The organism is Microcoleus sp. CAWBG27, from assembly GCF_020883145.1.
GTDB lineage: Bacteria > Cyanobacteriota > Cyanobacteriia > Cyanobacteriales > Microcoleaceae > Microcoleus.
Genome location: NZ_JAHREU010000008.1, coordinates 128097 through 148797 on the forward strand (window position 1 = coordinate 128097; position 20701 = coordinate 148797).

The 20701-nt window shown below is 45.1% G+C and carries 27 protein-coding genes; 10 read left to right on the plus strand and 17 right to left on the minus strand.

From position 1 onward, the window contains the following. Positions 1–178: 178 nt before the first annotated feature. From QZ938_RS07340 to rpaB, 9 genes are all read right to left on the minus strand, one after another. Complete coding sequence (locus QZ938_RS07340; protein ID WP_293348374.1) at positions 179–850, minus strand: glutathione S-transferase; 672 nt, start codon at positions 848–850, stop codon at positions 179–181. 161 nt (positions 851–1011) lie between these two features. Beyond that, positions 1012–1551: a general stress protein gene (locus QZ938_RS07345; RefSeq protein WP_293348099.1), complete on the minus strand. Its 540-nt coding sequence runs from the start codon at positions 1549–1551 to the stop codon at positions 1012–1014. 434 nt (positions 1552–1985) lie between these two features. Next, on the minus strand, positions 1986–2414 hold the full coding sequence (locus QZ938_RS07350; protein ID WP_293158441.1) for a hypothetical protein: 429 nt from the start codon (positions 2412–2414) through the stop codon (positions 1986–1988). Positions 2415–2473: 59 nt separating this feature from the next. Continuing rightward, positions 2474–2851, minus strand: a complete 378-nt coding sequence (locus tag QZ938_RS07355) for a hypothetical protein (protein ID WP_293158438.1) — start codon at positions 2849–2851, stop codon at positions 2474–2476. A 268-nt stretch (positions 2852–3119) separates the two neighbouring features. Next, the gene (locus tag QZ938_RS07360; protein WP_293348096.1) at positions 3120–5723 is read right to left on the minus strand and encodes a cation-translocating P-type ATPase; all 2604 of its coding nucleotides are present in this window, start codon (positions 5721–5723) and stop codon (positions 3120–3122) included. Positions 5724–5752: 29 nt separating this feature from the next. Further along, positions 5753–6202 carry a pyridoxamine 5'-phosphate oxidase family protein gene (locus QZ938_RS07365; protein ID WP_293331288.1) on the minus strand — a complete coding sequence of 150 codons (450 nt, stop codon included), beginning with the start codon at positions 6200–6202 and terminating at the stop codon, positions 5753–5755. 233 nt (positions 6203–6435) lie between these two features. Next, positions 6436–6606 (minus strand): hypothetical protein, encoded by a 171-nt coding sequence (locus QZ938_RS07370; protein WP_363318772.1) that lies wholly within the window; start codon positions 6604–6606, stop codon positions 6436–6438. Positions 6607–6748: 142 nt separating this feature from the next. Next, positions 6749–7390: a cofactor assembly of complex C subunit B gene (locus QZ938_RS07375; RefSeq protein WP_293154822.1), complete on the minus strand. Its 642-nt coding sequence runs from the start codon at positions 7388–7390 to the stop codon at positions 6749–6751. A 109-nt stretch (positions 7391–7499) separates the two neighbouring features. Then, on the minus strand, positions 7500–8231 hold the full coding sequence (gene rpaB, locus QZ938_RS07380) for a response regulator transcription factor RpaB (protein ID WP_071587789.1): 732 nt from the start codon (positions 8229–8231) through the stop codon (positions 7500–7502). A 164-nt stretch (positions 8232–8395) separates the two neighbouring features. Here rpaB and radA point away from each other — a divergent pair, with 164 nt between their 5' ends. The 10 genes from radA to QZ938_RS07430 all read left to right on the plus strand — a co-directional run bounded on the left by radA (position 8396) and on the right by QZ938_RS07430 (position 14098). Further along, positions 8396–9952 carry a DNA repair protein RadA gene (gene radA / locus QZ938_RS07385; RefSeq protein ID WP_293348090.1) on the plus strand — a complete coding sequence of 519 codons (1557 nt, stop codon included), beginning with the start codon at positions 8396–8398 and terminating at the stop codon, positions 9950–9952. A 52-nt stretch (positions 9953–10004) separates the two neighbouring features. Beyond that, positions 10005–10238: a hypothetical protein gene (locus QZ938_RS07390; RefSeq protein WP_293154836.1), complete on the plus strand. Its 234-nt coding sequence runs from the start codon at positions 10005–10007 to the stop codon at positions 10236–10238. Between the two features lie 3 nt (positions 10239–10241). After that, a complete protein-coding gene (locus QZ938_RS07395; protein ID WP_293348087.1) occupies positions 10242–10571 on the plus strand; it encodes a type II toxin-antitoxin system PemK/MazF family toxin in 330 nt (109 codons plus the stop codon). Positions 10572–10652: 81 nt separating this feature from the next. Further along, a complete protein-coding gene (locus tag QZ938_RS07400) occupies positions 10653–10883 on the plus strand; it encodes a type II toxin-antitoxin system Phd/YefM family antitoxin (protein ID WP_293154842.1) in 231 nt (76 codons plus the stop codon). Beyond that, on the plus strand, positions 10880–11266 hold the full coding sequence (locus QZ938_RS07405; protein WP_293348084.1) for a type II toxin-antitoxin system VapC family toxin: 387 nt from the start codon (positions 10880–10882) through the stop codon (positions 11264–11266). Before QZ938_RS07400 ends, QZ938_RS07405 begins: the two co-directional genes overlap by 4 nt. Positions 11267–11297: 31 nt before the next feature. Further along, positions 11298–11522 carry a hypothetical protein gene (locus tag QZ938_RS07410; RefSeq protein WP_293154848.1) on the plus strand — a complete coding sequence of 75 codons (225 nt, stop codon included), beginning with the start codon at positions 11298–11300 and terminating at the stop codon, positions 11520–11522. Next, positions 11522–11761: a type II toxin-antitoxin system HicA family toxin gene (locus QZ938_RS07415; RefSeq protein WP_293331300.1), complete on the plus strand. Its 240-nt coding sequence runs from the start codon at positions 11522–11524 to the stop codon at positions 11759–11761. Before QZ938_RS07410 ends, QZ938_RS07415 begins: the two co-directional genes overlap by 1 nt. Before the next feature lie 63 nt (positions 11762–11824). After that, positions 11825–12781 (plus strand): WD40 repeat domain-containing protein, encoded by a 957-nt coding sequence (locus QZ938_RS07420; RefSeq protein WP_293348081.1) that lies wholly within the window; start codon positions 11825–11827, stop codon positions 12779–12781. A gap of 46 nt (positions 12782–12827) precedes the next feature. Then, positions 12828–13685 (plus strand): TIGR02587 family membrane protein, encoded by an 858-nt coding sequence (locus QZ938_RS07425; protein WP_293348078.1) that lies wholly within the window; start codon positions 12828–12830, stop codon positions 13683–13685. Further along, positions 13682–14098: a TIGR02588 family protein gene (locus QZ938_RS07430; RefSeq protein ID WP_293154854.1), complete on the plus strand. Its 417-nt coding sequence runs from the start codon at positions 13682–13684 to the stop codon at positions 14096–14098. The genes QZ938_RS07425 and QZ938_RS07430 overlap by 4 nt, the downstream gene beginning before the upstream one ends. Positions 14099–14443: 345 nt before the next feature. Here QZ938_RS07430 and QZ938_RS07435 read toward each other — a convergent pair whose 3' ends face one another. The 8 genes from QZ938_RS07435 to QZ938_RS07470 all read right to left on the minus strand — a co-directional run bounded on the left by QZ938_RS07435 (position 14444) and on the right by QZ938_RS07470 (position 20573). After that, positions 14444–15037, minus strand: a complete 594-nt coding sequence (locus tag QZ938_RS07435) for a CPBP family intramembrane glutamic endopeptidase (RefSeq protein ID WP_293154857.1) — start codon at positions 15035–15037, stop codon at positions 14444–14446. 31 nt (positions 15038–15068) lie between these two features. Further along, positions 15069–16151 carry a DUF3326 domain-containing protein gene (locus QZ938_RS07440; RefSeq protein WP_293348075.1) on the minus strand — a complete coding sequence of 361 codons (1083 nt, stop codon included), beginning with the start codon at positions 16149–16151 and terminating at the stop codon, positions 15069–15071. Continuing rightward, complete coding sequence (locus tag QZ938_RS07445) at positions 16148–16339, minus strand: hypothetical protein (RefSeq protein WP_293154985.1); 192 nt, start codon at positions 16337–16339, stop codon at positions 16148–16150. The genes QZ938_RS07440 and QZ938_RS07445 overlap by 4 nt, the downstream gene beginning before the upstream one ends. Positions 16340–16404: 65 nt before the next feature. Next, complete coding sequence (locus QZ938_RS07450; protein ID WP_293154863.1) at positions 16405–16722, minus strand: 2Fe-2S iron-sulfur cluster-binding protein; 318 nt, start codon at positions 16720–16722, stop codon at positions 16405–16407. Positions 16723–16968: 246 nt separating this feature from the next. Beyond that, positions 16969–17514 carry a Uma2 family endonuclease gene (locus QZ938_RS07455; RefSeq protein ID WP_293348072.1) on the minus strand — a complete coding sequence of 182 codons (546 nt, stop codon included), beginning with the start codon at positions 17512–17514 and terminating at the stop codon, positions 16969–16971. 305 nt (positions 17515–17819) lie between these two features. Beyond that, positions 17820–19001: a GTPase gene (locus QZ938_RS07460; protein ID WP_293348069.1), complete on the minus strand. Its 1182-nt coding sequence runs from the start codon at positions 18999–19001 to the stop codon at positions 17820–17822. Positions 19002–19197: 196 nt separating this feature from the next. Beyond that, positions 19198–19737, minus strand: coding sequence for a Uma2 family endonuclease (locus QZ938_RS07465; protein WP_293348066.1), 540 nt, complete (start codon positions 19735–19737; stop codon positions 19198–19200). Positions 19738–19931: 194 nt separating this feature from the next. Further along, on the minus strand, positions 19932–20573 hold the full coding sequence (locus QZ938_RS07470) for a PD-(D/E)XK nuclease family protein (protein WP_293348062.1): 642 nt from the start codon (positions 20571–20573) through the stop codon (positions 19932–19934). Between the last annotated feature and the right edge of the window lie 128 nt (positions 20574–20701).

The following is a 20701-nucleotide window of genomic DNA, read 5'->3' on the forward strand; positions in this document are numbered from 1 at the left end:
AAATACTCCCTTCCCACTCGAAGAATATGGAATATTGAACCGCGAAGACGCGAAGGACACGAAGGAAGAGTTAAGAAGAAGTACAATGATCTTCTAACGGGAAGGGAGTAGTTACTAAGTACAAAAGTGGAATTAAACGGAAGATGACTGTAGGGTGGGCGATGCCCATTCTGTCAATTTAACTCGCAACTTTGTACGCGCCACCTCGTTCTGATGCTCGTTGATAAGCTGGACGGGTGTGGATGCGATCGAGAAAATTCATCAACTTTGGTCGGCTGGCATTTAAACCTCCTCGCGCAACTGCTATCTCGATCGGAAAACTGAGCTGAATATCGGCTGCGGTGAATTCATTTCCCACAAACCACGAGCTTTTTCCCAATTCTGCTTCCAGGTAATCAAGATGCTGCTTGATTTGAGGTTCGATGAACGAAGTTTTGGTACGACTCACGATCGATCGCGCGATCGGTTTGAGAAAAAACGGCATGGCTTGCTCTTCTATGCGATCGAAGACCAACTTCAATAGCAGCGGCGGCATAGCTGAACCTTCGGCATAATGCAGCCAGTAAGTATATCGCAACCGATCGGGTGTATTGGGTGGAGGAGCAAACCTTCCTGTACCATATTTCTCAACCAGATACTCAATGATGGCTCCAGACTCCGCCAAAGTTAGCGCCCCGTCCGTGATAACTGGCGATTTACCGAGTGGATGTACTTGACGCAGGGATGCTGGCGCTAGTAGGGTTTCGGGATCGCGATCGTAATACTTGATGTCATACTCCAGTCCCAGTTCTTCTAGCAGCCACAATATGCGCTGGGAACGAGAATTATTCAAGTGATGGACGATAATCATGAGTTTCAATAGTTGCAGGACAGTTCGCGATCGTTTTGATTCAACTCATCAACCTGACGGACTTGTTGGAGTGGAATAGACCTCTCCCATAATTATTGTGGAACAGGCATCTTGCCTGTTCAAAACAGGCTTTTGTGAAGATGACTATTGTTAAAAAAGTCTTAGACTGCGATCGACATACTCATTTCCTGACTAATTTTGTCTAGCATCTGCTTCGCCTGACTGACATCGTGATTGCTACCTGTCACCAGGATAATGAACTCGCCTGCTTGAATTTGAGTGTCATACTTCACTATCTCGTGGTTCGGGATTCCTAAGCCTCCCAAGGCACCAGCCAATCCTCCTACAGCAGCGGCACCAGCGCCACCAACCAGCGTTCCTTCCAACCAACCAGCCAACACCCCAGCAATGGGGCCAGCAACGACTATAGGACCCATTCCCGGAATAAATAGCACTCCAGCCCCGGCTAAAATCCCAAATAAACCTCCGACGAAGCTACCCCAATAACCTCCTCCTGCGGCTCCAGCTTTGGCTGTATCTTTCCAGGTGAGAAATCCGCGCACGTGTTCAGTGGTGTGGTAGTCTTTGCCAATTATCGAGAGCTTTTGCATATCGAAGCCTTTTTTTTGCAGCTCCAATACAACCCTTTCAGCTTCTGAATGGGAGGGGAAATGACCAACAATCGTATGTGTGTATGACATGAATTTGTTTCCTTTGTTATTTGCCCGAATGAAGGACAAAATTTTTAATTCTTGATTTGTTTTTTATCTTTTGATGTTCGATTTTATCTGGTTGAGCTTCGATTTAATCTCAACCTTGACTTCTTTTGCCATCAACTGAACTTTAACAAAAACCACACAATATAACCTCTACCTTTTGATTTAAAATTTACACAAATTCCCAATCCTAACCTATACCTTTTGATTGCTTTGAGGAGATGTTATATCAAAAAAAAGAGCGGAATAACTGGCATTATTCCGCTCTTAAGCTAAAGTCAGGAAACGGCACTGCCGTCTCTCCTCCTCCTACAATTAATCCGTGTAGGGAAACGGCACTGCCGTCTCCTCCTTCTACAATTAATCCGCGTAGGGAAACGGCACTGCCGTCTCCTCCCTTAGCTTAGTTTAATCGTGTCTTACTTCTGCGTAGTTTCCGCAGCAGCAGTTGTAGCATCTAATCTGGTACAAATCGCTTTCAAGGTTGCTTCTTCCGCTTCTTCCATCGTCGCCATTGCGAATAAAATTGCTGTATTGGCATAGTCCTCAGCTTGATCCGCCCGATGTTCGAGTTTCTTGACTTCGCGATTTGTTTTCCATTCGTCAACGTTTGACTTCACCTCAGATTCTTTTTCCTCGAATTGAGTTTTGAGTTTTGCCCGATACTCATCAAATTGTTGTTTTTTAGCTTCCAGATTTGTCTTCGTTTCATCAAGTTTCGACTGAAGCTCAGCTTGAGTATTTTTTGTGGCAGATTGAATACTTTCCGTCAGCGACTTTGCCCGGTTTTCAATCGCTTCTAAATTGTCATGGAGTTGTTTAGTGAAGTTGTCAATAGTCGTACTCATTTTGTTTCCTTTAGTATGCTAATGTTTTCTAAATTATCGATGGCATTGTCAATCCAAGATTATTTACCAAAAAAATTCTTGACTGCTGTAGTGGCTTTATCGGCAGCATTTTCGACTCTGGAATTATTGGCATCAACTCCAATTTTTGTTTCAGTTAAGTCATCTTTAATCTTCATTTTGACAGATCTTGCTTGATCTTCCATTGCTGACTGTGCCTTCCCAATCTTTTGCTGAGCAGAGCCTTTGACTTCTTCTGCCTTACCAGTTACTTGCTTAGAAATACTAGCAGCACTGGTGGCAAATAGAGGCGATGCGATCGCAGGTGATGGCGCAAAAACGACACTTTGGCAAATTACAGCAAGTATCAATAATCCACCGATAACTTTTGTTAAATGGTGTTGTAGGTTAGAAACGAAAGTCTTGGTGTTTATTTGCATGATGATTCCTCTAGTATGTTGAGTTTATGAGACTGGTCAATAGTATTATTGAATAGCCAGCGAGTCATAAAAATCTTTGTTGTTAATTACCTTATCTACTCTGCCGGTGAATAAATAAAACAACTCTCATGAATTCAATGATTTCACGTTCTGGAGTTATCGCCATCTATCTTAGGTTGAGGGTGTGAATATCTTAAGAGGTAGATATGTCATTATTTTTACCGTAAGCAACCTTTGCTGCTAGAACTAATATTTATTCAGTCTCTGACTACGATCTCATTTTTGTAGTTTGTTTCAACAGTTCAAACCAGATTAAGCTAATTAATCCACCGCCCAAACAGATCGCAAGATCGATCGCACGTAGCAGAGAAAAGCTGAACAAATGACGCAAAAACGGGACATATAGCACCAAACCAAGGAACAACAGTCCGCCACCAAGCACCCACCACAGGGCGGGATTTGGCGATTTCAGTATTTTCAAGCTGAGGCGGGAAGTCGAACCTTCGCTCAAAATTAGTGCTAAGTTTGCCAAAATCAACGTCGTAAACGTTAATGCACGGGCATCAAATTCGCCTTGTCTGCGATACAGGGCGATCGCAAAAATCGCCAGCACAACCGCCAAAATTCCGCATCCTTGCAACACAGCCAAGGAGAGCGTTTTCTTGCCAAATAAAGGTTCTTTGGGGTTGCGGGGAGGGCGCTGCATCACCGTTGCTTCTGCGGGTTCGGCTTCTAATACGATCGAGCAAGCTGGATCGATAATTAAATGTAAAAATGCCACATGAACCGGAAGCAATACTAACGGTAATTTAAACAATACTGGAATCAAAGACATTCCGGCGATCGGGATATGAATCGCAATCAGATATGACATGGCTTTGCGGAGATTGTCAAAAATTCTGCGCCCCAGTTTGACTGCTTGGACGATCGACGAAAAATCATCATCTAGTAACACCAAAGCCGCAGATTCACGGGCTACATCGGTGCCTCGCTCACCCATCGCAATCCCGATTTGAGCAGCTTTGAGAGCCGGAGCATCATTCACACCATCCCCTGTCATGGCAACGACTTCGCCCTTAGATTTCAAAGCATTAACTAACCGCAACTTGTGTTCGGGAACGGCTCGTGCAAAAATATTTGTACTTTGAATCCGCTGCTCTAATTCAGCGTCGCTCATGCCATCTAATTCTGCTCCGGTGACAACGGCTCCCATTTGCATCAATCCCACTTGACGAGCAATGGTTTGAGCAGTTTCGGGATAATCACCTGTAATCATCACAACTCGAATTCCAGCGGTATAACATTCTTGAATCGCAGCCGCCACGGTTGGACGCACTGGATCGGAAAGTCCGACTAATCCGATAAATTCAAAGGGAAAGTCATGTTGTTGATCGGGCAAATGCTCAATATTCAGCGACGGATGTGGTGGCAAAAATGGCGGCGGCGCACCGACAAGTGATGCTTTGGCAACACCTAATACCCGCAATCCTTGACTTGCCATTGCACTGACTTGGGCTGCCATAATTTGCTGCTGTTGGGGCGTGAAATGGCAGAGATCCGCGATCGCCTCCGGTGCTCCTTTTGCCGCAACTTCATACAATTTGCGATCTGCTGACTCCCAAACGTGAGACATTGCCAGTAGATGCGGTGATAGCGGATATTCTCGTAACAGTTTCCAATCACCGTGCAAATGTTCGGTATGCGCCAAATAGCGATCGCCCAATTGCTTAAAAGCTTTTTCCATTGGATCGAATGGATCTCTTTGGCTTGCCAGAATACAGAACTCGACTAACTGATGAACTGCTTCTGGAAGTGCCTCTGAGGAATGCAATCCCAAATCGTAAGGCTGAGATTTTTCTGCCTGGTTGTAGGCGAATAGCTGCTGCACAGCCATCTGATTCTGAGTCAACGTCCCCGTTTTATCCACGCACAAAACGGTTGCGGAACCTACGGTTTCAACGGCCGAGGCGCGGCGAGCTAAGACATGATTCTGAGAAATCCGCCAAGCTCCCAATGCTAGGAAGATTGTCACGACAACCGGAAATTCATTCGGCAAAATTGCCATTGCTAAGGTAATTCCGGCGAGAACTCCTTTAAGCCAATCTCCTGTTGTGAATCCATAAATTACCACAATTGCCACACAAAGCGATAAAGCAATGCCAAATAAGCGGCTCACCAATCGATTCATTTCCTGTTGCAAAGGCGTGGTTTCTGGCTTAATTTTTTGCAAAGCCTTGCCAATTTTGCCCATTTCTGTTTGAGCGCCGATCGCCTTTACTTGAGCAATTCCCTGTCCCTGAACCACCAATGTGCCAGAATACACAAACGGCAATTCATCACCTCCGGGACGCGCCATCTCCACGTTACCCACAGCGGTAACTTTGCGAACCGGTAGCGATTCCCCGGTTAATAACGACTCATCGGTTGACAGATTTGAGCAAGATAGGACGATCGCATCCACAGACACGCGATCGCCCTCTGCGAGCACTAAGAAATCGCCCCTAACCACTTCTCGCCCCGCAATCCGTTTGCGCTCTCCATCGCGAATCACCAAGGCGCGAGGGCTGGAAAGATCGCGCAAAGCTTCTAGGGCGTGTTCGGTTTTGCCTTCTTGGTAGAGACTAATTCCGGTGATAAAAAAGACGAAACCTAGCAAAATCAAGGCTTCTTGTAAGTCGCCTAAAATCCAATAAATGATACCACCGCCGACGAGTAACAGAAAAATCGGATCTTGAATACTATTCCAGGCGATCGACAACAGATTGCGCGATTGTGCCGAGGCGAGTTCGTTGTAGCCGTCATCTTTGAGTCGGGCGATCGCATTTTGCTCAGATAAGCCGATCGCAGTATTGGGATCGAAAGTCGCAACCATATTTCTTTTCCTCTGAAATATCTCGGTGATTAGCGGCTGCTGACTCCATCTGTAGTACGCCCGCTCATCTCACTCGCATCAATGCGGTAAATTGCGATCGCCTCGGAACGTCCCTGACTATCAATCCAGGTGCGATTGATCGCAGGTGATAGCATGGGATTGCGCTCTTTGACGAGGTGCATTACTCGATCGATATCTGCTTGCTCGGTGAGGCGGGAAGCTCGACCATTGACAATAACACTGCGCCAATGAAGAGGCTCGCGTATTTCTTCAACCTGCAAACAAATTTCGGGATTCGCATCAAGATCGTGAGTCTTCATGCCGATCGTGGTAAACAGGTAAATGTCATCTGCTTCGAGATAATAATTCATGGGTATCACGTAGGGCTTGCCTTCGTGGATGCAGCCCAGATGACCGTATCCTACTGTGTGTAGGAGTTCCTGTATTTCTTTTGAACTCAGTTCATCAATATCTAACATTAGTATTTTCCTAAAGGTTTAGTTAATTAGTCGTATTTAATAGAAATAGTCCAGGCTTTACATCTGTCATTAGATATAGTCGAGATCCTCACAAATCTTCTGCCCGCTTAGGAACGCAAATTAAATAATTTACACTCTTGAAAGTGGGATAGGCCAGAAGAACCCGTCCTTTCTGTACGGGTTCTCCCGCCCATCCCACAAGAATCATTAAATTGTAAGTTATTTAATTCTCATTACTTAATTGCTGTTTTTTTACCCACAGCTACGCTCGCTACGACTAAACAAGCGGTGATTAGGGCGATCGGCTCCAGAGTCTCACCAAGCAAAATAGCCGAAGCCAGCAGCGTCAAAAATGGTTGCAACAACTGAATTTGACCTACCCCTGCAACTCCACCCATCGCCATCCCGTGATACAATGTGCGTCAGAAAATAGCTTTTCCATGATTGAGACAATAACGTATTCTGACGCACCCTACGACTGTCTCTAGCCGAAGCTGCGGGCACCAAAACCCTACCAACTAAAATCTAAAATCTAAAATCTAAAATCTAAAATTGGTTGAGGGTATTTTCTAGTTTTTCGGCAATGCCTTCAACCCAATTTTCATCTTGCTTGGTATAGCTGCGCGGCGCGTTAGCACCTAATATTAATACGCCTTGAGTGCCGATCGGCTGACAGATAACTCCTTGGGTATTTTCTGGCAAATAGTCGAATTCGATTTTGCCGGGATAGATATTCAGATTTACTAGATAAACTGGTTTGTTTTTGTCGAGCACTCGCTGCAATATTGGCCCTGGCTTGACTTCGGGATTGATGCCTAAGATGCCGCGCCTCAATAAGACTTTTCCTTGATAGACAATGACGATCGCCCTTGTGGCCGTATTTGTCAACAGCAAACGCGACGCCCAAGCTAATTCTAGCTTGACGGCATCGGGCAAATCCGGCGCCAGCTCGAAGCCTTCAGAGCCGGTAAGCTGTACCGAATCGGGCGATCGCGCTTGCACCTGTTGCCACAGCAAACCTGTTAAAATCAGCAGGGCGCTGATAATTACTCCCAAAACGTCCGATCGAGTTTGAGAGTCTGTAATTTGCTCTGTCAGGAAGCGGTTCACCACCAGCAGCGTACCTGCTAACCCTCCCGCAACTAAGGGTAGTTGCCGCAAAACTTTATTTGGATCCGATTTTGTCATTAGTCATTAGTTAGGATTAAGGTTCGTAGTGCGTCGGGAGTGTCCGCAGAATAAGAGCGGACTGAAGTCCGCACTACGAACCGAACCGCCAACTGCCAACTGCCACAGGTCAACCGACTTCGCCAATTTCGACAATGCGCTGGAATAGATAGCCGGTGCCGCGGGCGGTGAGAATTAATTCAGGATTGCTGGGGTCGTCTTCCAACTTTGCCCTCAGCCGGGAGATGTGAACGTCCACAACGCGGGTGTCTACGTGGCGTTCTGGCGTGTATCCCCAAACTTCTTGCAAAATTTCCGATCGCGAAAAAGGCTCTCCAGAACGGCTGACAAGCAGCTCTAACAAGCTGAATTCCATGCCTGTGAGCCGAATTCGTTCGTCGCCTTTATAAACTTGGCGCTTGTTTGTGTCAATCCTAATGTTGGTGACGTGGATGACTCCCGAACTGGGAATTCCTGAGGCGCCGTTTTTGTCAACCCGGCGCAGTACCGAACGGATGCGGGCTTCGAGCTCTTTGGGAGAGAAAGGTTTGACGACGTAATCGTCGGCGCCCAATTCTAAACCGGTGATGCGATCGGCTACGTCTCCCAAAGCGGTTAGCATGATGATGGGTACGTCTGATTCTTTGCGTAACTCCTGACACACCCCGTAACCGTCGAGCTTCGGCATCATCACGTCCAAAACTACTAAGTCGGGTTCGGTGTTGCGAAATGTTTCGAGAGCTTCTTCACCGTCAGCAGCGGTGACGACATCGTAGCCAATCATGGAAAGGCGAGTCTCCAGAATGCGCCGGATACTGGCTTCGTCATCGACTACCAGAATTTTTTCTTTATGATTTTCCAAGTTACCGAGCACTCCTTAAGTTACATTTCAGATAATCTTAATTTTTTGTACCCTATCATAGAATATACAGATTGAATCGTGTATGGCGATCGGTCTGAAAGCTTGATAATTGCTTTAACTCAGACTTTTCTAAATGTTAGGGTGACTATTTATCATAGTAAACAATGCCTAAGCCTCGAATACAATATATTTGTCGGGAATGTGGGTATGATTCACCACAATATTTTGGCAGGTGTCCTAGCTGTCACAAGTGGGATTCTTTTGACGAGCAGTTAGAACCACATACTGCTGGTGGGCCACGGGCTGGTTTGACTGGGGTGACAACTAAGTCAGTGGGCGGTTCGCCTCCTGATAAGTCGAAGGGTCAACCAAAGGTATCTTTTAGATTATCGCAGATTTCCGACCAAACTCAGTCTCGCTGGCCTTCTGGCTATGGGGAACTCGATCGAGTTTTGGGAGGTGGGATTGTTCCGGGATCGCTGGTGTTGATTGGCGGGGAACCGGGAATCGGGAAATCGACGCTGCTATTACAGATGGCGAATATGTTGGCGCGCAAGGATAGAATACTCTATGTTAGTGCGGAGGAGTCTGGTCAGCAAGTAAAATTGCGATCGCAGCGCTTGGGTGTGGCTAATCCGGTTAATTTGTCAAGCAATGGCGGAAATATATCTGATAGCAATGGAGAGGCTAAAACCGATTCCCAGGACAATTCAGCGGAGAATTTCTACTTGCTTCCAGAGACGGATTTAGAAGTTGTTTTGCGGGAGTTGGAAGCGCTGAAACCGAATGTGGCGGTGATTGATAGCATCCAAACTATTTATTTTGCTAATTTAACATCGGCTCCGGGTTCGGTGGCTCAGGTACGGGAATGTACGTCTGCTTTGATGCAGGTTGCAAAAAGGGAAAATATTACTTTATTCTTGGTTGGTCACGTTACTAAGGATGGATCTTTGGCGGGGCCGAGGGTTTTGGAGCATTTGGTAGATACTGTACTGTATTTTGAGGGCGATAGATTTGCTTCTCATCGCCTTTTGCGATCGATGAAAAACCGTTTTGGCGCGACTCACGAAATCGGTGTTTTTGAAATGGTAGCCAATGGTTTGCGAGAAGTAGATAATCCGTCGGAGTTGTTTTTAGGCAATAAAGATGAATTTTCTCCGGGTACTTCGACGACGGTTGCTTGCGAGGGAACTCGACCGATTTTAGTGGAGATTCAGGCGTTAGTCAGCCCTGCAAGTTTTGGTGCGCCACGCCGTTCTACTACTGGTGTGGATAGTAGTAGATTGCAGCAAATTTTGGCTGTTTTGGAGAAAAGGGTGGGGATTCCTTTGTCTAAATTGGATGTGATTGTGGCGTCGGTAGGCGGGTTGAAGGTGGAGGAACCGGCGGCGGATTTGGGGGTGGCGATCGCAGTTGTGGCCAGTTTTCGCGATCGGGTAATTGATGCACGCACAGTTTTGCTCGGAGAAGTCGGTTTGGGCGGACAAGTACGCCCAGTTTCGCAATTAGAACTGCGACTGAGAGAAGCAGCGAAATTGGGCTTCAAAAGGGCGATTATTCCGAAGAATCAATCCGTGCCAGATTTGGGGATGGAAATTATTCCGGTGGCTAGAGTGATCGATGCAATCATTGCGGCGATTCCGGCTACTCCGGCTCAGTTGCAGTCGGATGATACGGAGTTGCCTTCTGTTGATTTGGAGGAAGAGGATTTGTCTAATTGAGATTATGTTAAGGTAGCAATAACTGGGGAAACACAAATCTAAAACTCACATTATGAAAGCCTACGAATTTCCAGCAAAAGTTACATCGGAAGGAAAAATAAACTTGACCGATGACATTTTAAAATACTTGGCAGTCAACCAAGATGTAAGAGTGATAATTCTAGTGAATGAACAAACAAACTCAGAAACAGATGAAGTAGAGGAAAAAACAGATTGGCATCGTCTTGCTGCCACACAATTCTTTGCAGATTGCAGCGAAGAAGATACAATTTACGATCGGGTTTGAGCTATGTCTAATTATCAGTCTGGAGAATTAGTTATAGTCGCATTCTTATTTGCGGGTGCAACCGAAACTAAACGCCGTCCTGGCCTGGTACTGCTGGACACAGGAGATGAAGACATGATTGTTGCCAAGATAACCAGTCAAATTCCTCGTACAAGCTTTGATGTCGAAATTCAGGAATGGCAACAAGCAGGATTAAAGCGACCTTCAGCGGTTCGCTTGCATAAACTGAACACATTACAAAAAAGTTTAGTTGAAAGGAGACTGGGAATATTAACCCCTGATGATTTGGCGCAAGTGCGAGATAGAGTCAAACAAATCTGGTCTTTCATTTGATGAAAATACAGGATCGCAAGCTTCATTAGTCACGGTCAATCTCAAATCTCAAATTTCCAACTTTATGCGGAGGCACGAGTTATGTATCAAGTAGATATTGTTGAGGCAAAAGAAAAGCTTTTGGAATTAATCGAAGCGGCGATGAGAGGTGAAGAAGTTTCGATTAGTAAAGATAATCAGCCTGTTGTAAAATTGGTAGGAATTCCCAAACAAGCTAAACCCAATCGGCAAGCAGGGAGTGCTAAAGGCATGGTTTGGATGTCCGATGATTTTGATGAACCGCTAGAAGAATTTAAGGAGTACATGGAATGAGGTTGTTGTTGGACACTCATGCCTTTATTTGGTACGCGACAGATAGTTCAAGACTCAGCACAACAGCGCGATCGCTAATTGACAACGGAAATAACGATATTATCTTCAGTACAGCTAGCGTCTGGGAAATGGCGATTAAGCATAGCATAGGCAGGCTAAATTTTAGTATGCCTTTTATGGAGTTTATCAAGCAGCAGATCGCAGTTAATAGAATTGAGATACTGGAAATAAGTTTCGACCACATTGAGGTTGTAGCTTCACTGCCTTTACATCACTGCGATCCATTTGACAGGCTGATAATTGCACAATCTATGGCGGAACAGATACCAGTTTTGAGCGTTGATGGTATTTTTGATGCGTATGCGATCGCGCGCCTGTGGTGAATTAAGTTAGTATAAAAATAAAGAGGCGAAGATGAAACAATTTAGAATTATAATTGAAAAACATCCCGACGGTTATGTAGCCTATCCCCTTGGCATCAAAGGTGTTGTAGTTGGTGAAGGTAACACCTATGAGGAAGCATTAGCTGATGTCAAGTCAGCTATTCGCTGCTACATCGAGATATTCGGCCAAGAAATTATGGAAGACGAATCATCCGCTGTCGAGACTTTTTTAGTAAAGGCAGAGGTGGCTATTTAATGTCGAAATTTCCTGTCGATGCTCCTAAAAAACGAGTCATCAGAACATTTCAGTTTTTGGGTTTTAGGATTATTAGAGAACGCGAACATATTGTCATGGTGCGAGAAAATCAGGATGGCACGGAGACTCCGCTGGTAATGCCTAACCACGATCAAATAAAATCAGGGACACTGAGAGCAATTTGTACTCAGGCGGGAATTTCAAGAGAGGAATTTTTAATAGCTTATGCACAAAGTTGAGTGGAGATGCTATCTAAGCTCGCACTTAAAATATGTCAAATTATCGATCGCCATAAGTTATAAATGTTTCAAACTCCCAACTGGCAATGCGTACACACCCTTCACGGACATTCAAGTTCGGTAACTTCTGTTGTCATCACCCCAGACGGACAGACTATAGTTAGCGGAAGTTCTGACAGCACAATTAAGCTGTGGAACCTCAACACAGGGGAAGAAATTCATACTTTAGCAGGACATTCACAAGGGGTTACATCTATTACCCTCAGCCCTGACGGGCAAACTCTTGCTAGCGGTAGTAAAGATGCAACTATCAAACTATGGAATCTCAGCAATAAAGAGGAAATTTACACCATTAACGGCCATTCAAACATAATTACTTCTGTAGCCATCAGTCCCGACGAAAAGACTCTGGCAAGTGCCAGTGAAGACACAACTATCAAACTTTGGAACCTTAGCAATGGAAAACAAATTCGGACTTTAAAGTGGCCAGTAGAAGTATATTATGGTTTGGATGTTTTATTCAGTCCTGACGGAAAGATTCTAGTCAGTAGCAGTGGAGATGATTATGTTTCTCTAAGTGCAGTAGCTTTTAATTTAGCCACTGGAGACGAAATCTGGACAAAGCATTGGAAAGAGGGGATGGACTCTGTTTATGCGATCGCTGTCAGCCCTGATGCAGAAAATTTTGCTACCTTGCACTCTCGGGGGAATATCAAGTTGTGGAATCTCTATACAGGGGCAAAAATTTATACTCTTGCGGAAACTTCAATGGGAGACTTCTGCTTAGCTTTTAGCCCTGATGGTAAAATTTTAGCAAGTGGTGGGTGGGATTCTGACAGCGAAGATGATAGCAGGGAACCTGGTATTATCGAACTTTGGAATCTTGACGCTAGAGAGAAACTTTGCAGTCTCTTGGGGCATTCATGGGGAGTTTATTCCGTGGCTTTTAGTCCGGATGGGCAGACTCTAGTTAGTGGAAGTGATGAAAATACTATCAAGATTTGGCAAAGAGATTTATAAGCGCGGGAAATTTTGTATAATTTTTAATTAGCTTTTTAGCCGAAATATGAACAAAGCAAAAAAACAGCGCAAAAATCAGTGGTCAAATGAACTAAGAGATATTATTCGAGGTGCATCGGGCGGCTTTTTGTTCGGCATTCCGCTGCTTTATACGATGGAGGTTTGGTGGATCGGTTCCTCTACTAAACCAGCGCAAATGTCGATCGCCATTGTAACTACTTTTATCGTCGTTTTCTTGCTGACTCGCACTGAAGGCTTTCGCAAAACTAAGGACATCCGGTGGCGGGATGCTGCAATCGATAGCGTAGAAGCGATCGCGATTGGGATTGTCTGCGCCGCTGTTATCCTGTTTTTGCTCCGGGAAATTACGCCGGATACTCCGCTGCAACAAGCTTTGGGGAAAATCATTTTTGAAGGCTTGCCCTTTGCCTTGGGAGTGGCCCTGGCAAGCGGTTTCTTGAGTGGCGATCGCTATCAAAGCTCAGACAGCGACAGCGAACCGATGATTAATCCCACTTTAGCAGATATCGGCGCTACTTTAATCGGCGCGATGATCATTGCTTTCAACATCGCCCCAACTGACGAAATTCCCATGCTAGCCGCAGCTATTTCGCCACCTTGGCAATTAGCAATTATCGCCGCTTCGCTGCTAATTTCCTACGGTATTGTATTCGTAGCTGACTTTACTTATCAAGCAAAACGCCAGCAGCATCAAGGAATTTTTCAGAGTCCCCTCAGCGAAACAGTGATGGCTTATTTAGTATCGCTAGTGGCTTCTGCATTTATGCTGTTTTTTTTCCACAAACTCAGCTTTGACGATCCGTGGTCTGTTTGGTTGGGCTATACGTTAGTATTGGGATTGCCGGCAACTGTTGGCGGCGCGGCGGGGAGGTTGGCGGTATGAATGACAGTAATGAGGAAAGTAATAACGAACAGCCACAAAAAAGAACTTTTGCTGAATGGGTAACATTTGCGATCGCCTGTTCGATCCTGTCTACCATCACCGGACTCGTACTTTACAACTGGGTGACTAAAAAACAGGAACCTCCTGTGATTTCTGTGACTCGCAACGAGCCAATTCGCGCCACGCAAGGGCAATTTTACGTACCGTTTAAAGTTACTAACACGGGTGGCGAAACGGCAGAATCAGTGCAAGTTGTAGCCGAACTGCGCGTCAAGGGCGAAGTCTTGGAATCTGCCGATCAGCAAATTGATTTTTTGTCAAGCGGCGAAACTAAAGAAGGAGCTTTTATCTTCAGCCGTAACCCCAGTCAAGGTGAATTGATTGTGCGATCGAGCAGTTATCAACTGCCTTAATAAAGATCGGATTCGACGGTTTTAATATATCAAAAGTCAATTGATCGTGTGTCGTCAATTACAGCATAAAAAAGGTTCGTAGTGAGGACTTTAGTCCTTGAATTTCTGCGGACTGAAGTCCTCACTACAAACAAATACCAAAGGTTCGTAGTGAGGACTTTAGTCCTTTGATTTCTGCGGACTGAAGTCCTCACTACAAACAAATACCAAAGGTTCGTAGTAAGGACTTTAGTCCTTTGATTTCTGCGGACTGAAGTCCTCACTACAAACCAATCTAGTAATGACTTTAGTCCTTGGATTTCTGCGGACTGAAGTCCTCACTACAAACCAATCTGCGCGATCGCTCTACCGCTTCACCATATTGTGTTCCCACTTCCAAACACAGCTAGAAATCAAATTCGTGCAGACATGAGCTGTAATTGGTACTAACAAATTGCCAGTAGCTAAAACACTGTAACCCAGCAGGAAACCCACAGCCGTCGCCCAAACAGCATAAGGCCACTGATCCATTCCTCCCAAGTGCAGAATGCCGAAACAAAAACTCGATAAAACTAAACCGGTCACATTCAAGCCCAAACCAGACAGCATCACGCCTCGAAATAGCAATTCTTCGCTAAGTCCCGGTAGCAGTCCCAGCCAAATTAAATCCGGCCAAAACAAAGGTTTGAGCACTACTTCTAAGTAAATGTCTGCACTCCGGCGATAACCGGGCCAGAGTTGATATACGATCGCACTACCGCCTGTAATTGCCAGTCCGATCGCCAATCCTTTGAACAAATCCATGACGATGAATTTCACGGGTAAAAGCGATACCGATCCAAATATCAACCACAATTTAGCTACCGCCAGCAACATAATTGCTGTCACGCCCATTGCTACTAAAACCTGAGTGCGCGTCAACGGTTCAATTTCGGGATTTTCGGGAAGTTTTTCTGGCACTTAATCAATTTTAGATTTTAGGTTTTAGATTTTAGATTTGTTGAGTTGAGTCAGACAAACACCGCAGGGAGGAGATGTCTGCACCCAAAGAAGCTGGACTAATGCCGGCTCGTAAAGCGACCAATACGCCGATCGCCTCTAAATATGAGTTTACCTGCAAAGCTTTGATTCCGAGTTTTTCTGGGGAAGCTTGCATCTGGGTTTTGTTGTCACCCACAGCAATAATTTGTACTGTCGATCGCCCGCTCAAACTTAGAATAGCACTGCCACCGCACGCTGTGGCCGGTATTACCATCGCATCAACTCGATCGGCAGTAATGGATAATTGGCTGTGTTCCTGGGCTTTCTGTGTTGTAAACTGGGGAGCTTTGCTAAGACCCGCGAGCACGCAAGGTAAGAAAGTATAACCGATTTCCTCCGCAGCCGATCGCGGCGAAAGATGTGGATCGAGGGGAAGTGGCGACAGGGCGGGGGCGTGGGCGCAGGGAATTTTAAATGTTCTGACAATGAGGTGACTGATGACTGCTTCCGCGCCTGCGAGGGGATCGACTCCTTTGCCGCGGCGGTAGTTTTCCAGCGCGACGCTACCTTCATCGTCGGGAAATCTGGCCACAACCGCGATCGCCTGGACTTTGGCTTGTGCGATCAATTTGTCGGCTGCGCGCAGTAAACTGTCGGGATTGCCGATCGTCCCCCAGGATGCCCCTGATTCTGAAATGCGTAATTCTACTTGCAGGGGGCGATCGGTCAAAATACAATCAGTTATGTTTAAACCCAATGTAGCTCTAGCAGCATCAACCGCTTGCAAGTGGCGCAATTGTAACTCCGGTTCGATCGCGCAATCCACGATTAAGCCGATGCGATTTTGATGTACCGGTTGCAGTCCCCAGCATCCGGCGGCAAATTTGTCAAGAGCATAACCTTCCACGTAAAGGGCGTTAGGTATGGGCCAATAAAGTTGAGCGCCGTTGAGGACGTTGGGGTGAGTAATTAGCGTATCAGAAACTTGGGCGATCGCCCTAGCGACAGGTAGAGCATCTCCTGCAAACCCACCGATCGAGGCTCCAACGCCTGTGGGGACTATCAAAACCACTGTTAAAGGGGGGGGGTTCACGCTGATACCGGGGATGCTTCCACGAGCACGTAGCCTTCTACCAGGGCTTTTTGGCGATCGACATCCACATCTGTGACTGCCCAGCGCAGGGGTTCGCCGTGCTTTTGCAGTTCAATTTCAATAGCCGAGTGGAGTTCTTCGGCGGTGTCCTGGAGGTCAACTTCTGCGGAAATGAAATGGGTGGTCATGGGGCGATCCATAGTGGTTTTACCGCGATCGGTACTTAGGTACTTACGTAAATTTTAGCTTAGTCCTAGGATTTACCGAACTGGCGAGCGTAAACAATGTCTTCTTTTTCAGTTTCTATCTTCAAGTGCGATCGGGGAAAAGAAACGCAAAGTAACACATAACCTTCAGCCTGAAGTTCCGGACTAACACCCATGCAATCAACCTGCTTCAGTTGACCCTCAACCACCTTAGCAGCGCAAGTAGTACAAACCCCCGAATTGCAAGAGTTGGGCAAATCAATCCCCGCGGCGATCGCAGTTTGCAGAATTGGTTGATCTTCCGGCACTTCTACGGTATAAGTGCTGCCTTGGTGGAGTAATTCAACAGTGTAAGTTTGAGACATATTTCAATTATTGGTTTTAATTCCCAATTGGAATCTACGGTAGATTTGCAAACAAAGCAGAAAACATTGTACCGCTGTTGGTGATTTGGTGCAAGTTGACAAAATTTATAGGAGTTACGCACGGGGGCCTAGAAACCGGTTTTTTTACAAAAATACTTGATTGCAGCCCTTAAATTCTGTAAAAACCCGGTTTCTTTGTAATGACACGCAATATATGTTCACTCACTTAATAACTAATTTCTGCCTTCAACCCAACAACTCATCAACCGCAACACTAAAACCCAGCAGCACTAACTGAGTGCTGATTACGTCACCGGAATTAAACGCTAACTTTTGAGTTTGAGTCATTATCAATATCCAGCAACTTTCTGGAAAAACAATCCAAACTTCCAGACAACCAGAATCCAAATACTCTTGTGCTTTCAGAAAAACATCTTCCGCAATATCAGTAGGAGAAACAATTTCAGCAATTAATAGCGGACTTTGAGGAAAAGTAGCAACATCACCATATTCAGCAACAAGTTCAGCAGTCAGATAAGCAACATCAGGGCGACGCACTCGCCTGTCAGTACGACAAGGAACTTCAGTATAAACTTCGCCCCCTTGTCCGCTAGATATCTTGTAACTTCTCCAAGAAAAATCTAGTCTAGATTGGATTCTACTGTGTTTTACTGTCATTCCATTTTTCTCCGATATTTGCCCGTCCACCCATTCCATATCGTCGGGGGGACTAGCGATGAAGTCTTCTAGAGAAACATTTTCTGATAAAACGGCTGTCATTACCATAGCCATTGACTCCCTTTTGCAGAATTCAATAATATTATAGCGGTTCTCAAAAAGATAAGTTACGTTGTTGGGCTTGGGCCCTCTTAGTTTAAGCGATTATATAAGCTGTCAGTCATACCTCATATTTTTGATAAAGGCTATATATCAATCTTTGGTAATGGATAATTGGTAATGGGTAATTGGTAATGAGTTATGGGAACTAAAAAATAACAATGCCCAATGCCCAATCCCTCCGCTACGCTCCGCCCAATGCCCAATCCCTCCGCTACGCTCCGCCCAATGCCCTCTTTGGCCGATGCCCAATTCCCAATCTACTCAATATTAATTTGATTCGGTGGCTGTGGTTGATTCTGCTTCTCATCCTTCAAAGTTTTACGCCCCGACGACGCATAATCCTTGTACAAATCCACAAACATCTTAGTCAACTGCTGCAAAGAAAGCTGTTCACCATTAACTTGAGCTTTCATATAAGCTTTCAGCACTTCAATGTAAGCCAAACCGAGGGCAAGGGTGAGAGTTGCCGCTGTCGCACCGGAGATAGCGCCGCCGACAATTGTACCCGCACCCGGAATCATTTTAATCAAATTAGTCACAATACTTCTACCAACAGCAGTCACCCCACCAGCACCGCTAATAGCAGACAGCATCGCCGAAACAAAACCCTTATCAAAGGGCATTCCAAAAATCACAGTAATATTAGCAATCATTGCCGTTTGCATCGCCATCAAAATCGGCGCATCGGCAAACGGTACGGGAGTCGCGCCGACAATCGCAGAACCAGCAACATAACCAGTCACATACTTAAATGCCATATCAGATTTGAGTGCGATATTAGCAATTTGTTCTTTGACAAAAGCTTTTTTAGCTACTTCCGGTAGCAGTTGAAAAGTTGCATCGACCAACTTATCTAAACCGTGAGATTTTACAGTATAATCCTCATCAATTTGTTCCGGTTCAGCCATGACGGGAATAATTTGACTGACTGGCAAATTCATGTGTTCCAGTTGCTTGAAAAACTCGCTCGGTTTTTTTGATGTAGTTTGAGTCAGAACTAAAATAACTGGTACATCTTTAACTTCCATTTCCTTGAGCCAGCTTTCCTCTACAGCTTCTATTCTATTGGCGCTGTGATTGATGCAGTACCAGATGACGTGAATGTGTTCTTTGGGGTGCAAAAGTCTTTGGTCTTCAATTAGTTTAGCAACGTTTAATTGAATAATTTTAATTTGTTCGGCGTTGAGTTCGAGTCCCGGAGTGTCGTAAACTGTAATTGGACAATTCGGTTTTGTGTATTGGCGAATACCGTGAGTGACGGGGCGGCCGACTCCGGTTTCTGCTAAGCGCTGGCGAAACACAGAATTGATCAGGGTACTTTTGCCGACTCCGGTTTTGCCGATGACTAAAACATTGCACTGTCCCACTTGGTTTTCTGCGTCTTTGAAAGCGTAGTAACTTCTATTTAAAAGCTCATCTAGGGAAAAGTCGTCTGACATGGCGTTTTCTAGAATGGTGGGATATTAAGGATTAAGCATTCATTGTTAATGTTAAGCCCACCGAATAGAATTCGGGGCTACACAAACGAAGTTGTTAATGTTAAGCCCGCCGAATAGAATTCGGGGCTACACAAACGAAGTCCGCCTGCGCGGACTGGGGGAGTCTCAAATATATTGTAGCAATTTAGTTTGATGTTTAAGCTAGCAAGCGATCGACCTCGATGCTAAAACCCATCAAGATTTGTTGAGTGGTGGCGGTATCGCCGGATCTAAATGTCAATATTCGATCTTGAGTCATCACAAATATTAAACGACTATCGGGAAAAACTAGCCAGACTTCCTGACAGCTAGATGCTAAATATTCCTGTGCTTTGAGAAAAACATCTTCAGCGATATCGGTGGGTGAAACTATTTCCGCAATTAAGGGGAAACTTTGGGGTAAAGTGGCAAGGTTGCCAAATTGTGCGACTAATTCGGGTGTGAGATAAGCGACATCGGGACGGCGAATTTGTTGGTTAGTGCGGCAAGGTGGTGAAATATAAACTTCACCTCGCTGTTTGCTGGAAATCATGTAATTTGCCCAAGCACAACCCAGGTTTGATTGAATTTTACCATGCTTGAGTGTGGCTCCATTTTTCTCCACGAGTTGTCCATCCACCCATTCCATCTGGTCGAGGGGATTAGCCATGAACTCTTCTAGAGTAAAATGCTTCTGTGCGGCATTAGCAGTGACCATAGTTATTTCCTCGCTTTTAGCAAACTTACTTGTTACTATTATGGGCGATCGGGAAGGGCGATCGTACTTTTGCCGACACTGCTGAAATTATACTGCAACGCCCTCAGTCAAAGCAACGTAGGCGGACTTGGTTCTAATAGCGACAACTTTTCACCTATCGGTTGTCGCTATTATGGATATTTCCTGTACTTAACTCATGCAAATAACTCTGTTTCTCGGCTCATTTTTACAGAACAGCAGGCAGAGGGAACCTGACAATAGCGACATTCCCAATCGCTAGGTTTTGGGTTGGGAGGTTGAGAATTACAAAGCATGGCAATTAACTGCTGCAAACGCTGTCTAAAATGCTCATTAACATACCACTTGGGAATATCTAAAATGCCATCTCGATAAACTAATCGGCCGTGCGGAATATGACCTTTAAACAGATTTTTGGTTTCGGGGGCAAAGGGCAACATTGACATATAGAGAAGCACTTGCATTTTATGTGAATCTTTGCGCTTGCCGGTTTTGATATCTTCGACAACTGCCCAATCATCTTTAATAGCAATGATATCTGGTCGGCCGGCAACGCAGATATCAAAGGTTTGACCTTTATATTTGAATGAATTTTGATTTTCAACATAGACGGTGAAACCTTCATTTTGCAGTTGTACTGCTCGTTGAATCAGCTTTTCTTCATGTTCTGAGGGGTCATAGGTACTCGGTTGTTTTTCAAATTGATAGTGAGTTCGTTGCCATAATGCGTGTAGGCAATCTTTTTCGGTTGCTAAGACTTCGGCAAGCCCAGTTACAGTGGCGTAGGGATTGAATCTTTTTTGCGCTTGTGTTGGCATATTTTTTAGAGGTTTGTTTGGGATGTCTTTACGATGACACCCACTCCCAAATGATGTCTAGTTAATTTCAAATAATTATTGGTAAAAACAAATGATGATTTTGATTGATTAAATAATTGCAAATAATC

What these genes read in the sequence shown, in the direction of transcription:
- QZ938_RS07340 (WP_293348374.1), bottom strand. Translation starts at nt 850, where the DNA reads ATGATTATCGTCCATCACTTGAATAATTCTCGTTCCCAGCGCATATTG.
- QZ938_RS07345 (WP_293348099.1), bottom strand. Translation starts at nt 1,551, where the DNA reads ATGTCATACACACATACGATTGTTGGTCATTTCCCCTCCCATTCAGAA.
- QZ938_RS07350 (WP_293158441.1), bottom strand. Translation starts at nt 2,414, where the DNA reads ATGAGTACGACTATTGACAACTTCACTAAACAACTCCATGACAATTTA.
- QZ938_RS07355 (WP_293158438.1), bottom strand. Translation starts at nt 2,851, where the DNA reads ATGCAAATAAACACCAAGACTTTCGTTTCTAACCTACAACACCATTTA.
- QZ938_RS07360 (WP_293348096.1), bottom strand. Translation starts at nt 5,723, where the DNA reads ATGGTTGCGACTTTCGATCCCAATACTGCGATCGGCTTATCTGAGCAA.
- QZ938_RS07365 (WP_293331288.1), bottom strand. Translation starts at nt 6,202, where the DNA reads ATGTTAGATATTGATGAACTGAGTTCAAAAGAAATACAGGAACTCCTA.
- QZ938_RS07370 (WP_363318772.1), bottom strand. Translation starts at nt 6,606, where the DNA reads ATGGCGATGGGTGGAGTTGCAGGGGTAGGTCAAATTCAGTTGTTGCAA.
- QZ938_RS07375 (WP_293154822.1), bottom strand. Translation starts at nt 7,390, where the DNA reads ATGACAAAATCGGATCCAAATAAAGTTTTGCGGCAACTACCCTTAGTT.
- radA (WP_293348090.1), top strand. Translation starts at nt 8,396, where the DNA reads ATGCCTAAGCCTCGAATACAATATATTTGTCGGGAATGTGGGTATGAT.
- QZ938_RS07390 (WP_293154836.1), top strand. Translation starts at nt 10,005, where the DNA reads ATGAAAGCCTACGAATTTCCAGCAAAAGTTACATCGGAAGGAAAAATA.
- QZ938_RS07395 (WP_293348087.1), top strand. Translation starts at nt 10,242, where the DNA reads ATGTCTAATTATCAGTCTGGAGAATTAGTTATAGTCGCATTCTTATTT.
- QZ938_RS07400 (WP_293154842.1), top strand. Translation starts at nt 10,653, where the DNA reads ATGTATCAAGTAGATATTGTTGAGGCAAAAGAAAAGCTTTTGGAATTA.
- QZ938_RS07405 (WP_293348084.1), top strand. Translation starts at nt 10,880, where the DNA reads ATGAGGTTGTTGTTGGACACTCATGCCTTTATTTGGTACGCGACAGAT.
- QZ938_RS07410 (WP_293154848.1), top strand. Translation starts at nt 11,298, where the DNA reads ATGAAACAATTTAGAATTATAATTGAAAAACATCCCGACGGTTATGTA.
- QZ938_RS07415 (WP_293331300.1), top strand. Translation starts at nt 11,522, where the DNA reads ATGTCGAAATTTCCTGTCGATGCTCCTAAAAAACGAGTCATCAGAACA.
- QZ938_RS07420 (WP_293348081.1), top strand. Translation starts at nt 11,825, where the DNA reads ATGTTTCAAACTCCCAACTGGCAATGCGTACACACCCTTCACGGACAT.
- QZ938_RS07425 (WP_293348078.1), top strand. Translation starts at nt 12,828, where the DNA reads ATGAACAAAGCAAAAAAACAGCGCAAAAATCAGTGGTCAAATGAACTA.
- QZ938_RS07430 (WP_293154854.1), top strand. Translation starts at nt 13,682, where the DNA reads ATGAATGACAGTAATGAGGAAAGTAATAACGAACAGCCACAAAAAAGA.
- QZ938_RS07445 (WP_293154985.1), bottom strand. Translation starts at nt 16,339, where the DNA reads ATGACCACCCATTTCATTTCCGCAGAAGTTGACCTCCAGGACACCGCC.
- QZ938_RS07450 (WP_293154863.1), bottom strand. Translation starts at nt 16,722, where the DNA reads ATGTCTCAAACTTACACTGTTGAATTACTCCACCAAGGCAGCACTTAT.
- QZ938_RS07455 (WP_293348072.1), bottom strand. Translation starts at nt 17,514, where the DNA reads ATGGCTATGGTAATGACAGCCGTTTTATCAGAAAATGTTTCTCTAGAA.
- QZ938_RS07460 (WP_293348069.1), bottom strand. Translation starts at nt 19,001, where the DNA reads ATGTCAGACGACTTTTCCCTAGATGAGCTTTTAAATAGAAGTTACTAC.
- QZ938_RS07465 (WP_293348066.1), bottom strand. Translation starts at nt 19,737, where the DNA reads ATGGTCACTGCTAATGCCGCACAGAAGCATTTTACTCTAGAAGAGTTC.
- QZ938_RS07470 (WP_293348062.1), bottom strand. Translation starts at nt 20,573, where the DNA reads ATGCCAACACAAGCGCAAAAAAGATTCAATCCCTACGCCACTGTAACT.